The sequence below is a fragment of the Variovorax paradoxus genome, assembly GCF_022009635.1.
Lineage (GTDB): Bacteria > Pseudomonadota > Gammaproteobacteria > Burkholderiales > Burkholderiaceae_C > Variovorax.
Window position 1 is genome coordinate 713,747 of sequence record NZ_CP091716.1, and the last position, 14,001, is coordinate 727,747.

17 protein-coding genes and 2 pseudogenes are annotated in these 14,001 nt (G+C 59.2%); 6 read left to right on the top strand and 13 right to left on the bottom strand.

Annotated features, from left to right (window positions below; genetic code table 11):
- Positions 1-10: 10 nt before the first annotated feature.
- The 4 genes and pseudogenes from L3V85_RS03560 to merT all read right to left on the bottom strand — a co-directional run.
- Positions 11-544, bottom strand: a pseudogene (locus tag L3V85_RS03560) (cation transporter); the annotation flags it as partial.
- Positions 541-786, bottom strand: coding sequence for a mercury resistance system transport protein MerF (merF, locus tag L3V85_RS03565; RefSeq protein ID WP_000654684.1), 246 nt, complete (start codon positions 784-786; stop codon positions 541-543). The pseudogene L3V85_RS03560 and the gene merF, both read right to left, overlap by 4 nt.
- Positions 787-788: 2 nt before the next feature.
- Positions 789-1,064 (bottom strand): mercury resistance system periplasmic binding protein MerP, encoded by a 276-nt coding sequence (merP, locus tag L3V85_RS03570; protein WP_000735441.1) that lies wholly within the window; start codon positions 1,062-1,064, stop codon positions 789-791.
- A gap of 15 nt (positions 1,065-1,079) precedes the next feature.
- Positions 1,080-1,430: a mercuric ion transporter MerT gene (gene merT / locus L3V85_RS03575; RefSeq protein ID WP_001294667.1), complete on the bottom strand. Its 351-nt coding sequence runs from the start codon at positions 1,428-1,430 to the stop codon at positions 1,080-1,082.
- A 71-nt stretch (positions 1,431-1,501) separates the two neighbouring features.
- Between merT and merR the strand changes: the two genes are divergently transcribed.
- From merR to L3V85_RS03590, 3 genes are all read left to right on the top strand, one after another.
- Positions 1,502-1,936 carry an Hg(II)-responsive transcriptional regulator gene (gene merR, locus L3V85_RS03580; protein ID WP_000429838.1) on the top strand — a complete coding sequence of 145 codons (435 nt, stop codon included), beginning with the start codon at positions 1,502-1,504 and terminating at the stop codon, positions 1,934-1,936.
- 223 nt (positions 1,937-2,159) lie between these two features.
- Complete coding sequence (locus L3V85_RS03585) at positions 2,160-2,717, top strand: recombinase family protein (protein WP_237678041.1); 558 nt, start codon at positions 2,160-2,162, stop codon at positions 2,715-2,717.
- 51 nt (positions 2,718-2,768) lie between these two features.
- Positions 2,769-3,107: a hypothetical protein gene (locus L3V85_RS03590; RefSeq protein ID WP_237678042.1), complete on the top strand. Its 339-nt coding sequence runs from the start codon at positions 2,769-2,771 to the stop codon at positions 3,105-3,107.
- Positions 3,108-3,173: 66 nt separating this feature from the next.
- Here the strand turns inward: L3V85_RS03590 and L3V85_RS03595 are convergent, their stop codons facing one another.
- Together L3V85_RS03595 and L3V85_RS03600 are read right to left on the bottom strand one after the other, a co-directional pair.
- Positions 3,174-3,503, bottom strand: coding sequence for a theronine dehydrogenase (locus tag L3V85_RS03595; protein WP_237678043.1), 330 nt, complete (start codon positions 3,501-3,503; stop codon positions 3,174-3,176).
- Between the two features lie 11 nt (positions 3,504-3,514).
- Positions 3,515-3,679, bottom strand: a complete 165-nt coding sequence (locus L3V85_RS03600) for a hypothetical protein (RefSeq protein WP_237678044.1) — start codon at positions 3,677-3,679, stop codon at positions 3,515-3,517.
- 141 nt (positions 3,680-3,820) lie between these two features.
- Between L3V85_RS03600 and tnpA (L3V85_RS03605) the strand changes: the two genes are divergently transcribed.
- The 3 genes from tnpA (L3V85_RS03605) (at position 3,821) to L3V85_RS03615 (ending at position 5,700) form a co-directional block, all read left to right on the top strand.
- Positions 3,821-4,222, top strand: coding sequence for an IS66-like element accessory protein TnpA (tnpA, locus tag L3V85_RS03605; RefSeq protein ID WP_272934724.1), 402 nt, complete (start codon positions 3,821-3,823; stop codon positions 4,220-4,222).
- Complete coding sequence (gene tnpB / locus L3V85_RS03610; RefSeq protein WP_237678046.1) at positions 4,219-4,557, top strand: IS66 family insertion sequence element accessory protein TnpB; 339 nt, start codon at positions 4,219-4,221, stop codon at positions 4,555-4,557. Before tnpA (L3V85_RS03605) ends, tnpB (L3V85_RS03610) begins: the two co-directional genes overlap by 4 nt.
- A gap of 114 nt (positions 4,558-4,671) precedes the next feature.
- Positions 4,672-5,700, top strand: coding sequence for a tyrosine-type recombinase/integrase (locus L3V85_RS03615; protein ID WP_237678047.1), 1,029 nt, complete (start codon positions 4,672-4,674; stop codon positions 5,698-5,700).
- Positions 5,701-5,954: 254 nt separating this feature from the next.
- On the opposite strand, the gene L3V85_RS03620 is transcribed toward L3V85_RS03615, so the two are convergent.
- The 7 genes and pseudogenes from L3V85_RS03620 to L3V85_RS03650 form a co-directional block, all read right to left on the bottom strand.
- Complete coding sequence (locus L3V85_RS03620) at positions 5,955-6,458, bottom strand: hypothetical protein (RefSeq protein WP_237677815.1); 504 nt, start codon at positions 6,456-6,458, stop codon at positions 5,955-5,957.
- The gene (locus tag L3V85_RS03625; RefSeq protein WP_237677816.1) at positions 6,455-6,652 is read right to left on the bottom strand and encodes a transposase domain-containing protein; all 198 of its coding nucleotides are present in this window, start codon (positions 6,650-6,652) and stop codon (positions 6,455-6,457) included. Before L3V85_RS03625 ends, L3V85_RS03620 begins: the two co-directional genes overlap by 4 nt.
- Positions 6,622-8,205, bottom strand: a pseudogene (tnpC, locus tag L3V85_RS03630) (IS66 family transposase); the annotation flags it as partial. The gene L3V85_RS03625 and the pseudogene tnpC, both read right to left, overlap by 31 nt.
- Positions 8,206-8,261: 56 nt before the next feature.
- The gene (tnpB, locus tag L3V85_RS03635; protein ID WP_237677819.1) at positions 8,262-8,600 is read right to left on the bottom strand and encodes an IS66 family insertion sequence element accessory protein TnpB; all 339 of its coding nucleotides are present in this window, start codon (positions 8,598-8,600) and stop codon (positions 8,262-8,264) included.
- A complete protein-coding gene (gene tnpA / locus L3V85_RS03640) occupies positions 8,597-8,998 on the bottom strand; it encodes an IS66-like element accessory protein TnpA (protein ID WP_237677820.1) in 402 nt (133 codons plus the stop codon). The genes tnpB (L3V85_RS03635) and tnpA (L3V85_RS03640) overlap by 4 nt, the downstream gene beginning before the upstream one ends.
- 1,304 nt (positions 8,999-10,302) lie before the next feature.
- Positions 10,303-11,586 (bottom strand): ATP-binding protein, encoded by a 1,284-nt coding sequence (locus L3V85_RS03645; RefSeq protein ID WP_237678048.1) that lies wholly within the window; start codon positions 11,584-11,586, stop codon positions 10,303-10,305.
- 36 nt (positions 11,587-11,622) lie between these two features.
- Positions 11,623-14,001: a hypothetical protein gene (locus L3V85_RS03650; protein WP_237678049.1), complete on the bottom strand. Its 2,379-nt coding sequence runs from the start codon at positions 13,999-14,001 to the stop codon at positions 11,623-11,625.

Sequence of the window (14,001 nt, forward strand, 5' to 3'; positions counted from 1 at the left end):
CACCAACGCCGTGCCGCAGTTCATCGACACGGGCCTGCTGCTGGGCCAGCAGTTTGCTGCGGTCAATCGCAGGCACAGTTGCCGCAATACCGCCGTCGAACGGACTTTCCCGGCGCAGATGGGCAATATGGGCAGCGCGGATCATGATCTTGGACGGCACACAGCCGATATTGACGCAGGTGCCGCCGATGGTGCCGCGTTCGATCAGCGTGACCGTCGCGCCTTGCTCGACGGCCTTCAGCGCCGCCGCCATCGCGGCCCCGCCGCTGCCAATGATGGCGATATGCAAACCGGCGCCCTCAAGTGCATCACGGATTTTTGGTTCATCTTTGAAATCACCAACCCGGATCGAGCCTTGATAACCCAATGCGGCGATGGCGGCCAGCAGTTGGTTGTGGCTCACGGCGGTGTCTGCCATGACTTGCGCGCGGCTTTCTGGATAGGACACCACAGCGGCATTCACGCCGGGAATCTTTTCCAAAGCATCTTTGACATGGGTGGCGCAGGATGTGCAGGTCATGCCATTCACGGTGATTTCGGTCATTTTTTTACTCCATTGAATTTCGGGGTGCAGCAGGCATCGGCTTGGCGTTTTCGTTGGATGGCGTAGATGGTCAAGCCGATGAAAATCGCCAGCGCAGGCAGCAGCACATAGTCCAGATAGCCGGTCAGCGCGGACAAGCCGACCACACCGAGCAAAATGACCAGAACAGGGGTGAAGCAACACAGCGCCACGAGGGTTGTGCCAATGATGCTGACCCGCAGCAGTGTCTTCGGGTCTTTCATGATCAGTTCTTGACTGATGATGGGTAGCCCGCATCCTCGGTAGCCTTGGTCAGTTTCTGCACGCTGGTCTTGGCATCATCGAAGGTGACCACCGCTTCGCGCGTCTCGAAGGTCACGTCAACTTTACTGACGCCATCGACCTTGGAAATCGCCTTCTTGACAGTGATCGGACAGGCCGAGCAGGTCATGCCCGGTACGGACAGCGTAACGGTCTGGGTGGCGGCCCACACGGGGGCAACAACGGCAGCGAGGGCAAGGGCGGAAAGCAGCTTTTTCATGGTGAACTCCTGTGATCAATAGAAAAATGGCACGACGTAGGGAAATCCGAGCGCGACCAAAACCAGCACGGCCACGCCCCAGAAAATGAGCTTGTAAGTAGCTCGCACTTGGGGAATCGCGCAAACCTCACCCGGTTTGCAGGCGGCTGACGGCCGGTAGATGCGCCGCCAGGCGAAGAACAACGCCACCAGCGCCACGCCGATAAAGATGGGGCGATAGGGTTCCAACACCGTCAAGTTGCCGATCCAAGCGCCGCTGAACCCCAAGGCGATCAGAACCAGCGGCCCGAGGCAGCAAGCCGAGGCGAGGATGGCGGCCAGCCCGCCAGTGAAGAGCGCGCCGCGCCCGTTTTGAGGTTCAGACATACGTTTGTCCTTTCGAATCTGAATTGGATAGCTTAAGCTTACTTCCGTAGTTATGTACGGAGTCAAGCGATATGGAAAACAATTTGGAGAACCTGACCATTGGCGTTTTCGCCAGGACGGCCGGGGTCAATGTGGAGACCATCCGGTTCTATCAGCGCAAGGGCTTGCTCCCGGAACCGGACAAGCCTTACGGCAGCATTCGCCGCTATGGCGAGACGGATGTAACGCGGGTGCGCTTCGTGAAATCAGCCCAGCGGTTGGGCTTCAGCCTGGATGAGATCGCCGAGCTGCTGCGGCTGGAGGATGGCACCCATTGCGAGGAAGCCAGCAGCCTGGCCGAGCACAAGCTCAAGGACGTGCGCGAGAGGATGGCTGACCTGGCGCGCATGGAGGCCGTGCTGTCTGATTTGGTGTGCGCCTGCCATGCGCGGAAGGGGAACGTTTCCTGCCCGCTGATTGCGTCACTGCAAGGGAAGAAAGAACCGCGCAGTGCGGACGCGGTGTAGCCCGAGGGAACTACGCCTTAGCGTGCTTTATTTTCCGTTTTCTGAGGCGACTCCAACGTCAGAAAAGACCGTGCGGTCGACTTTTGATATTTCGTGCTGTCGCCTTCTGAAAGTGACACTTTGATTCTCAGAAACAGTTCTTGAAACTATATTCTCGAAGCCCTACCATAACCACGAGTTTCGAGAAGGAAGAGCAGATGAATCAACTCAATCGAGGTCCGGCATGCTGATCGGCTATGCGCGCGCCTCTACGCTGGATCAAAACCTTGATCTTCAGATCGACGCCTTGACCAAGGCGGGTTGCCACAGGCTCTTTGATGACAAGATGAGCGGCAGCCGGGCCGAGCGGCCCGGTCTGGCCAGGGCGCTGGAAATGCTGCGTGAGGGCGACACCCTGGTCGTGTGGAAACTCGACCGGCTGGGCCGCAGCGTCAAGAATCTGGTGGAGCTGGTCGGCCAGTTGCACCAGCAAGGGGTGCAGTTCAAGAGCCTTACCGATGCCATCGACACAGGAACACCCTCGGGCCGATTCTTCTTTCACGTCATGGCCAGCCTGGCCGAGATGGAGAGGGAACTGACGGCAGAGCGTACCCGCGCAGGACTGGAAGTGGCTCGCCAATTGGGCCGCAAAGGCGGGCGCAAGCGGAAAATGACCGACAGCAAGATCGAATCAGCCAGGAAACTACTGGCCAACGGCGTGCCGCCGCGCGACGTGGCCAAGAACCTGGGCGTGTCCGTGCCAACTCTGTACCGCTGGATTCCGGCATCCTCGCAGGCTTAACGTACGCTGTGATCCGTTTCCTGAAGTGACCCCACATAGGGGGAACGCACCTTGAAAAGTCGAACGATTTACACAGTGATCGCGGTCTTTTTGGTTGTGTCCGTCGTGGCTACGTTCATCGGCAGATGGGCCGGTGAGTCCATGGCGAAGGAGGTCAAGGCGCGGCTGTCGCTGCTGTGGCCCGACGTGATGGGATTGCCGGAACAGGATCGCGCACTGTTGGCACTTCTCGCCTACGAATGCCGACTTCAAGACCAGCCAGAGGGCCGGAGCGCCACGATTACCTGCCTTCGGTCAGCGACGAATGCAGACAGGGTTAAAAAAGTCAGTGCCGACCCGGCTGCGCACCTCGACAAGCTGCTGGACCAAGCCCGCGGGCGAGCCTCATAGCGACAACGCCGCGCACCAGGCGCGGCGTATGCCGGCGAGCATCGCCGTTCCCGGCGATGCCGCTGGCTAGCGGCTCTTCCCAGCGAAGTAACCCGGCCTGGCCGACAGCTCGCGCTCGGCGAGCTCGTCGGCAAAGAGTGGCGCCGTCGCTTCGAGACGGCGCACCAGGTTGCGCCGGCGCGTGTCCGCCTTTCGGTCATCGCTCCATCGCTTGATCGTCAGCGGTTCGAGAAAGTCGATGCTGACGGCGTAGCCGGTGCCGGGCGTCCAGCGTTTCGCCACCTCGGGCGGGCAGGGTGTGCCGGCTGCGACCTCGGCCATCACCAGCTCGACCGGGCCAGGGCAGGGGCGATGGGGCATCGCCCACCGCAGCGAATAGCGCCACATTCTCGACATACCGCCTCCCGTTAATCGACGCGTGCGATCGCGGCCGGATCGGCCAGCGAAAGCAGCATGCCGTTGGCGTGCACCTTGTAGCCGCGCGACATGCGCACGGCGCGGGGAGCGGGCTGGCCAGTGGAGCGCAACCACGCGCCCACGAGCCAGGCCATCGCGGCCGGACTGCTCTCCATGTAGGGGCACGCGGCCAGTGCCTGCTCGCCTTCGCAGCGTTCGGCAGAAAAGCCATCTTGTGGTAACCGGCCAGTGATCCCATCTTGAGGCCAGAGGCCAAGGCGCTGACCATGATGTCCATCTAAGTTTGATGGACGCCTATGCATGTCAACAGGAAGCCGCGCCGTCGGCACAGCGAAGAATTCAAGGCACGCGTGATGGCCGCGTGTTCGGTCCCCGGTGCGTCGGTGGCGGCGGTGGCGCAGTCGTTCGGCGTGAACGACAACCTTGTTCACCAGTGGCGCCGAGGTCGTGGCTTCTCTGTCGATTCACGCGTCGCTACTGCGCCCGTACTGACAACGGCGTGTGCACCGGACTTCGTTGCGTTGGCGATGCCGGCCACGTTGCCCGCGCCGGCAGAACTTCCTCCTGCTCCAGCTGCGCCGGTGCACGTCGAGAAGATCCAGTTGGAACTCAAGCGCGGCACGCTCGCGGTGAGCGTGGCGTGGCCGCTGTCGGCGGCGGCGGACTGCGCCGCTTGGCTGCGCGAGTTGCTGCGATGATCCGCATCGATGCCTTGTGGCTATGCACCCAGCCGCTGGACATGCGCTGCGGTGCCGAGCGCCTGATGGCGCACGTCGTGCACGCCATGGGCAGCGCCCGTGCGCATCACGGGTATCTCTTCGCCAATGGGCGCGCCACGCGCGTGAAGCTGCTCGTGCACGACGGCTTTGGCGTTTGGTGCGCTGCCAGGCGACTGAACTCCGGCCGGTTCATCTGGCCGCGCGAGATCGACGGTACGGCGCCGCTGGCGTTGACGCAGGTGCAGTTCGATGCGCTGGTGGTAGGGCTGCCTTGGCAGCGGCTGCCCGAGATGAGCGTGATCACGCGGCTGTAAGTCGCGGCGTCAAGGACTTTGAAGGCGAGTCTCGCCGTCGCAGGAGCCGCACGGCGCGTTGACAGCACAACCCCCAGTGGCATGAGGCCGGCAGGACTTGCATGATTCACCCCCATGCCAGCCCTGCACGATCTCAAGGACGAGGACCTTCAAGGTCTCGCACCCGAGGCCGTCACGGCACTTGCTCAGCAGATGCTGCAGCGCATTCGCCAGCAGGCACATGAGATCCAGTTCAAGGACGCCAAGATCGAGAAGATCATGTTCCAGCTGGCGCAGCTGAAGGCGTGGAAGTTCGGTGCGAAGACTGAGGCGATGAACGCCGAGCAACGTCGCTTGTTCGAGGAGACCGTTGCCGAGGACGAGGCCAGTCTGCAGGCGCAGCTCGGTCAGCTGCGCGGTGCGACGCCGTCACCCGAGACCACGGGAGAGAACAACGACAACAAGCGCAAGCCGCGTCGTCGTCCGCTGCCTGAGCACCTGCGCCGTGTGGAACACCACCACGAGCCCGAGGACACGAGCTGCCCGAGTTCCGAGATCGAAGCCGTCCTCGCTGCGCCCGATCGGACGACGTGGCTCGGCCGGCGCGATCACACATTGCTGCTGCTCGCGACCCAGACCGGCTTGCGCCTCTCCGAACTGATCGGCTTGAGCAGAGAAGCCATTCATCTCGGTACCGGTGCGCATGTGCGGTGTGTGGGCAAGGGCCGCAAGGAGCGATGTACCCCATTGACAAGATACGCCCGGATCGCGCTTCAGGCGTGGCTCAATGAACCCGCGCGCCGCGATGCCAAAGTCTTATTTCCCAGCTTGCATGGCGGTCAGCTCAGCCCGGACAGCGTTCAATCGTTGCTGGCTAAGCATGTAGGCGTCGCCAGCAAGACATGTTCATCGCTGGCAACCAAGCGGGTATCACCGCACGTCCTGAGGCACAGCGCCGCAATGGAACTCCTACAGGCGGGAGTCGACAGTTCGGTGATCGCGTTGTGGCTCGGTCATGAATCGATCGAGACCACGCAGACCTACCTTCATGCCCACCTCGGCCTCAAAGAGGCAGCGCTCGCGAAGCTCGAGCCGTACAAGCAGCACAAGCGACTTCGATTCCGCCCTGACGATCACGTGCTCGCCTTTCTCGAGGCACTGTGAGCGGTCAAACTATGCCGACTGGATCAACTGCAGCTTTCAGTGCATCCGGGGAGAAGCAAGGCCGCTCGGCATAGTTCGGCGGTCGGCATAGTCGGCCCTATGCCGCACGCGGCATAGGGCTGACTGCACCAGGCTCATCACTACGGCGACGCGCTGGCCCGCCAACTCGCTGCTGCAGAAGAGCCATGCTTTCCTGTTATGTGCAACTGTACAGTGAGCGTCCAGTCCGACCATCTTGACCGGCCGCACGCGGGTCACTTGGACTGCAGCTGTGCTCCGACGTAGGCCACACACTCCACGAGGCTGAGGGCGGCCAGCAGCAAGAACTTCTCGGCGTCAGTTCTCACGCGCAACAGATCGTGCTCGCCGAGATAGCCGTACACGAACGCAAGCAGGTAGCGCTCAGGGTGGTCGACGCAGGACTTCGTGATCATCTGCTCGACGAGGGCTGGCGGCACGCCTTCGGTGAACTCCATCGTCGCCGTCAGCCGCCGCAAGGAGGTTTCCTGGACGTCTTCAGAGATCGTCGGCACGGCGTGCCCGCAGTGCTTCATGGCCTGGAAGGCGACCAGCAGAACGTGGATGGGCACTTCAAGCTGCAGCATGTCGACCCCGTAGCGAGGCAACACAAGGATGGAGGCCAGCAGGTTGGGCTGCTGGACGTGGATTTCGTCAGCCAGATCAACCTTCTGCTGCGCGCTCATGCGGTCGACGTCGATGTTCGCCCGGACCATCACGGTCTGCGTGAGCAAGGTCATGGTGCTGCGTCGCACGCGGGCTGCCATCGGTGCGGCAGCAAGTCCTCGATCTGGCTGGCGCGCTGCGTCGGCAGGCGCTGCAGCACGTCGCGCAGGTAGGCCCAGGGTCGTGGCCGTTCAGGCGCGCCGACTGCACCAGGCTCATCACGATGGCCGCTCGCTGGCCGGCCAGTTCGCTGCCCACGAACATCCATGCCCGGCGACCCATCGCCCACGGTTTGATTTGGCGCTCCAGGTGGTTGTTGTCGATGGCGACCGCGCCGTCGTTCAGGTGGCGCGTCAGCGCGGTCCAGTGCCCCAGCGTGTAGTCGATGGCCTTGGCCGTCGGGCCGCCGTCGGCCACCAGCCTGCGCTCCAGTTGCAGCCAGTGCTTGAGCTCTTCCCACAGCGGCCTGGCGAGCTGCTGGCGTTGTGCCCGGCGATCATCGTCGCTGAGGTCTTGGAGCTGCGCCTCGACGCCATAGATGCGCGCGAAGCGACGCACCGCCTCCAGGCCCACCACGCTGGTGCCGTCGTGCGTCAACTCTTCGAAGTTGCGGCGCGCGTGCGCGGCGCAGGCGGCGCCCAGGCGGTCCGGATACAGCCGGGGATCGACCACAGTCTCGTAGGCGCTGTAGCGGTCACTCAGCAGCGTGCCCGACCATCGTCTGCCGTGTCTCTCTCGGCCTCCCAGGAAGGCCAGCGGGTACTGCGCCCCGCGTCCCGGGCAGAACTCGTAGATCACCCCAGGCACCTTGTCGTGCCAGCTTCTGGCGTAGGCCCAGACGTAGGCTCTTCGCGTCTTGCCCGCGCCTGGGTCCAGCAGGGACACGGGTGTCTCATCGGCGTGCAGCACCGCACAGCTGAGGATGAAGCGCCTGTGCGCCTCGTGCAGCGGCTGCAGCGCCGCGCCGGCCTGGCCGGTGATGGACGCCAGCGTGGAGCGCGGTGTGTGCACGCCGCTGCGGGCGTTGATGGTCGTTTGCCGGTAGTACGGCATGTGGTCCACGAAGCGGCTGATCAGCGTGTGCGCGACGAAGCCGCTGGCAGCGATACCGCCTTCGATGACCTCTGCCACGCTGGGCGCCTGGCGCAGCACCTGGCAGCAGCGGCAGGCCCACTTGCCATAGATGTGGCGGTGCACGAAGAACTCGGCCGGCACGATGTCCAGGCGCTCGCTGACCTCCTGGCCGATGCGCGTCATCGGGCGCCCGCAGCCGGGCTCCAGGCAGTCGGTGCGCTCGGGCTCGTGGTGGTGTTCGACACGGCGCAAGTGATCGGGGAACGGGTTGCGGCGCGGCCGGCGCGAGGGCGCCTTGGTCGTTGTGTCCGAGGCTGCTGCGGCGGCCGCAGCCGCGGCGGCTTCACGCCGAAGCCGCTCGAGCTGCTCGCGCAGGCCCGCCTCGTCCTCGGCCAGCGTCTCCTCGAACAGGCGGCGCTGCTCGGCGTTCATGGCCTCGGACTTGGCGCCGAACTTCCAGCGCTTGAGCCTGGCCAGCTCGAAGGTGATCTTCTCGATCTTGGCCTCGCGCAGGGCGATCTCGCGGTCCTTGCGCTGCAGCAGCGCGTCGCGCTCGGCGAGCGCCTGGTCGCGCTGCGCAAGGACACGGCCATGCTCGGCCAGTTGCTGCTGCTGGTCTTGCACCCGCTGGAGCAGCTGAGCAACCAGCGCAGCTGTCTCGGCGGACAGTCCCGAAGGATTCGCTACAGGAAGATCACGCGCACCAAGCATGCGTTGAATGATGCCAGTGCACGCCGATGCCAACATCGGCACATCCCCCGTCAACGCTTGGGGCAGGTGGCGTTGGCGTTGGCGCCGGCTCCTCAGGCTCGCGTGATGACGCTCAGCTCGGGAAGCCGCTGCCAGGGCAGGCCCAGGACCAAGGCGTCGAACTGCGCAGGTGTGAGCGACAGCAAAGGCGTCGCATCGGTCGTGCTGGGCCAGACGAAGCGCCCCGCGTTGAGCCGGCGCGCCGCGCACCACACGCCGAAGCCGTCGTGCACCAGCAGCTTGACACGCGTGCCGCGGGCGTTCGCGAACAGGTAGCCATGGTGCGCCTGCGCTGCGCCGAAGACTTGCACAACGCGCGCCAACAGGCGCTCGGCGCCGGCGCGCATGTCGATAGGGTCTGCGGCCAGCCACATCGCGTCGATGCGGATCATCGAAGCAACTCGCGCATCCAGGCCGCGCACTCGCTTGCGGCGCTCGCCGGCCAGGTCACGGTGACCGCGATCGGCCCACGTCGCAGCTCGATGCGAACGTCCGGGCTATGAGCCGGCTGCACTGGTGGCGGCAAGCTGACCGGGACGAACACTGTCTTGGCTTCTTGCGCCTTGGGGCCCTCGACGGTGGTCGCGCTGACGACGGTGGTTGCCGAGTTCATCTCTGCGTCGCGAACCCATCGGCGCAGCAGATTCGCGTTGACGCCGTGGGCCATTGCCACCGCCGCCATCGACATGCCCGGCTGCATGCAGCTGGCCACAGCGTTTGCCTTGAATTCGTCGCTGTGAATGCGACGTCGCCGGCGTGTGCCGGCTTGCTGATCGGGGATAGTGCTCACGTGTCCACCAAGAGTTGTTGATGGGGACTAGGCTCCTATGCTCCGAGCAGGCTTTCAAGATGGTTGGACTGGACGCTCACACTGTACATAACATGCAGCGGTATGGGTGCCGGCGGACGGGCCACAGAAGCAGGAATGGCCTTTTCAGGCTGCCATTGCCACTTGGTTCGCTACCCCTCCTGCCTTGGCACGCATGCCGAGTGGGGCCACCACGCCTAACTGCTATTTCAATATTTCAAAAATTCCGTATGCCCTGCTTCGTCGACTAGATATCTCGACGATGGGTTTCTTCTTCATGTGAAATTCATCGTCTATTTGCGCAACACTCTCAGGTATATCATTGGCAAATCTAGAAAGGAACAATGATGCGGCGTTTGAAGCCAATATAATCGAAATTGGATCGATTTTCCTGCGCTCTAATTCTCGTTTTCCGCTTAACATTCGCTCCAGTGGCCTTTGCTGGTCGAGGCGGCATCCGCACAGAAGCAGCACGTCGTGCAGATCAGGCGCATTCCAGGCCGCGCAAAAGAACGCGAGCGGGTCAGTTTTAATTCGCGCAGCTGTTAGGTGCATCAAAGTTTGGTCTACAAGTCGCTTGCGAGGCCGAAAAAGGGATTCGCAACCCGTAACCGCTTCGAAGAGTGATTGACTAAAAATGGCATAACCCTCGGAGAGTGGGCGTGTAATGTCTTCCCCCGCTGTGCGCCCGCAAAGCTTGCACCGTTCAAGGTCCTCGGTCGAAAAACCTCCTTTCGTTGATCCAAATTGTGGTCCGCAATGGGCACAAGTATCCTGAATAGGGGAGTCATGCCAAGCACAATGAAGCACGCCTCTGAATTGATGCAACACACGAGAATATGCAAATCCGTAATGTTCTAAGTCTTCTGCCACGCAAAAGACGCATCTTCGTTCTGATCGTGAAAAATTCTTTGACCTGTTTCCCCAGCCTTTGTCTTGTTGAAATCTGCTAATAAAAGCATCTTCGTCTGCCTCGGCAATCAGTATGCGATTGATCGTTGCGGCGGCATGACGCAGACCGTTCCCTCGCTTTATCGGGAAAGAGCCGCTAAGCTTCTCGACATTTTTTATTATTGATCTTCGAGGGTGCTTAAATCGTCCTTCCGGCTCGATATGGTTGTGCAGAGCAAATGTGGCCGCGCAAATGGAATGGGAAGTGGCGAACAAAGGATACGCTGGCGTCATATCGAAGAAGTATGTAAATTGCGGTCGATATAAGAGAGTTATTATAGGTCCTGCTAATGCGCTAATGCGCTAATGCGCTAATGCGCTAATGCGCCAATGCGCTAATGCGATGTCGAAGCGTGGTGCTCAATTGCCTTTTTACGCATGCTTCGACGTGATTCTTCGGCCATCCAATTACGTTGTAACCACGCTATGGGCTGATCGCCCCATTTCATAAGTGCGTCGATGTTGTGATCGGCATAGGCAGCGCCGAGTGCGTGCAACGGTCTCATCGCTGCGGATCCCCACGCTAGTGAAAGATCCACTTGCTCCACACGTTTTGCAGAGCGCCTCAAGGCGCTGATGAGACACTCGCGCCGATATGTAGTCAGAACGTCGAGAATCGCACCAGTTCGTTGAAAAAGCAGTCCAACAAGGTCGGCTGCCGGAATTTCGTCAGGCTCGGAAAAAATCGTCCAAGACCAAATCTGAGGGACCAAAACTTGCGACCAATCCTTGTCGTCAACTGCATAAGCCGGGTAAAAATCGAAAATTCCCCCTTGAGAAAAACGTCGCAAATCTTGCGAAAATTCAAGAACTTTTTGCATTCCCAAAGGATTTCCAACCAAGACAACGGGAATTCCAGCATTCAATAGCCGCAAAAATGTACTGACAAATTCTTTTCCCAGCACTGGAGAGGAGACGTTCCTTTCTTGGATCTCTTCTATGATTATCAGCCCGCATCTATGGATCGAAAGAATATGAAGCAAAAGCAACAACATCGGCCCATTCTTCGTGCGCTCTTTAAACAAAGCTATGTAATTGGTTCCAAGTAGACGATCAATCTCACGAATAATGGTTAAATACAACGTTCGTCGATTAGCATCGTCAGGCATAAAAACTCGGAGCCAAACGAGTTGCTTTAGGCTGAGCCAGCCGCACGCCTCGTTTTCTCCATGTTCTATCACTTGCGGCAACTGCCGAGTGATGCACTCAAGTGAGCGGGTTTTTGAAACGCCCGTAGGTCCTTGCACAATGGCGCCGGCCGCTCCTTCAGTGAGCTTTGGGAGTTCCTCAAGGTCATCCGTCAGATTGGTTTTTTTCGTAAGGCGCGCCATTTCAAATAGATGCCTACGATTCTCTCCAACTCGAGGGTCGCGTGTTCGCAGCGACTTTCGAAGCATGCTCTGCAGGCGCATGGCGACATCGGCGGCCGCTGTTGAAGGGACATAGAGGTCTTTGACGAGTTCTGCGTGGCTTTCCATCAAAATCGAGGGGAGCTTGAAATGCTTTAATGGATCTTCGCCAAGAGATTGATACCACTCGCTATGGGTACGCTCTTGAGGTAATCCTCGCAGTAGCGGATTTTCGTTATCGTGCACGCCTAAGTCGATTCTAATGTTCACGGGTAATTCAGACATTGAAGTTGTAGACGCAGTGCTCTATTTCCGGCCCGCGGCGCGAAGTTCGTCCATCAAGGCTTCCGCAGCTTCTGCGGCTTCGACGGCCGCCTGACTGCTCAGTGTGAAGGGCTTAGGCTCGTATGCGCCTCCAAATTGCTCGGCGGAAACTGCCGAATCTGCGCTCGCAGCGATCCGCGAAGACGGTTTTTTCTTCGTGCGGGCAAATTCGGGATTCAGTCCGAGGTTTTCATAGCGAGCCGCCTCAAGCTCGCGCGCTTTTCCCTCTGTCTTGCTTAACGCGGGCGACTTTGTGTTGCCGGCAGCCGCTTCGTTTTCTTGCGCCGCTTTCCGGGCTTTCGTTGCATCACGATTCGCCTTGCGGTTGTCCACGATCCGATGCACATCTTGTTCATCGAGATTTTCTTTAAGCGGTTCCACTAAATCTTTGTCCGAATCCGTCATAAGCAAGTGCTCACAAAGCGTCAGTTCGTTCGCGAGCGAGTCGTTCGTGCGCCGTTCCAGACAACGGAGTTGCGCGTCTCTAAAAAAGAAAATTCGAGACAAATCGTTTGGATCTATCATGGCCTCGATGTAATCGCTTTTGCCAAAAGAATCCTCGCAATAGCCAGACTCAATAAGCCATTCGCTCGAATAGACAAGTCCTTTGATTAAGCGTTCGTGGTGCCCGAATCGCGGATCAAAGAGGTAGACGCCGTCACGGTGGAGTACAGCCTCAAGTCGAGGCAAGCATTGGCTGCGCAAATCATCAAGATTTTGGGGCTCGCTTGCTGCGTATCCTCGGTTAACGTGCCACTCGTAAATGGCGCGTCGCGTTGGTTGAACATTTTCCTGTCGCATTTCGACCGTTAAAAGATGGGGAACTGGGACCTCATTGTTATGCCGCAGAATGCTGCGAATAACAAACTCCATATTGGTAAAATGTGTCCTACTGGCACTCTTGTTTTTATCCGGTTCACCACGACCTCTTTTCTTCCCTAGTGTTGAGCCGACATTTTGATGATCCGCGTGAGCATGCGCGCTGCGATGATGTGCCTCGAGCAATCCCTTCGAGGAGCCAGAATAGGATCGTACAAATTCAATTGTGACTTCAGCTGTGTTCAATGTCCTAATGCCGTTCATGCTTTTGAGTTCGCCGTTGTCGGCGCGAACTCGTTTTGCCACGCGGTGGTGCCACTCTCCTTCAACAATTGAAACGTTGTGGCGGGCGCAAAATTCGATCTTCGGAGTTCCTGCGTTATTGAGTGCCAAAAGCGACGTTAGGGTGCTAGGCGACTCGAAGCCTGAATACACCCCGAAGATATACTCAGTTTTGACGTCAAATACCACCGTTCGCCACGTGCTTGGGAGGACATCGTTGATGTTGAATCTAGACACTGGCGTTTGATCCTCGCTCGTGCTATCAATCAAAACGAGCTGCCCGGCCAACACTACGTTGTCTTTCGCTGTGCCACGTAGAGCACGGCGGCACTCCTTAAAGACACGTTCGCCCATATTGACGCGCGTTGCGTCTGCCTTTTCTTTAAGAGCGGCACTACGAAACTGTCGGAACGACGGTCGCATCAGCTGAGGCGCCAGCAAAAAACGTTCTCCGGTTTCCTTCACAGCTTCATTCCCAGGCCAGTGATCGAGACATGTGAGAAGGTAGGCTCGGCGCTCGGATACTCCCGCCTTCTTGTAGGTCCGCCAACCGCGTGCAAGCCAACGTCTATCCTGTGCAGTGCATTTGTAGCCGTTATTTGTTGACTTTCCACGACGAACGGCGTCTCGCTGTCTGCCAGGTTTGGTTTTGAAATTTTTCTCTGCGCCTTTTCCTCCGCGAATTCCAAAGGCCGGCAGATGAGCATTTCGGTGATCATTGCCAAGGAAATGCCGAAGCACTGCCTGCGTAAGTTTGCGACGAGAAATGCCGATGGCTTTCGCCTGCTGAGCAACGATCTCGTTAAACAGGCCGCACTCCAAAAGTTCGTACGCCCCCTGATCTTTAAAGATTGGCTCAATCCATAGCTTGTGCAGTTCGCGGTACTCCAACCAACCTTTTAAATTTGTACGAGAACCTACTATGTTCGATTTTGAGATCCCAGTCGCTAGCTCTTCTTCGCTAACGTACCAGTGGACCGGCTGCACGAATTCCACGAATGAATAATCTTGTGGCAAACTACTGAGCGAAATGCGCCTCGGCATGCGCAGTGCATGGTCTAAAACAGGCTTCGCGGAGAAATTCGCCCCATCTGGCTTCGCACGATTGTCGCCAGCTTTTTCTGGGCTCCGCCGCGGTGGTGGAAAAGGCAAATACCATAAAGCGTTATCGTCAGGCACGATAAGAATAACTCGTCCTTCGTCGTGATAGCCAACGTCTTTAAAGTACCTCAGCACTGATCCCATAATTGGAAGTTTCAT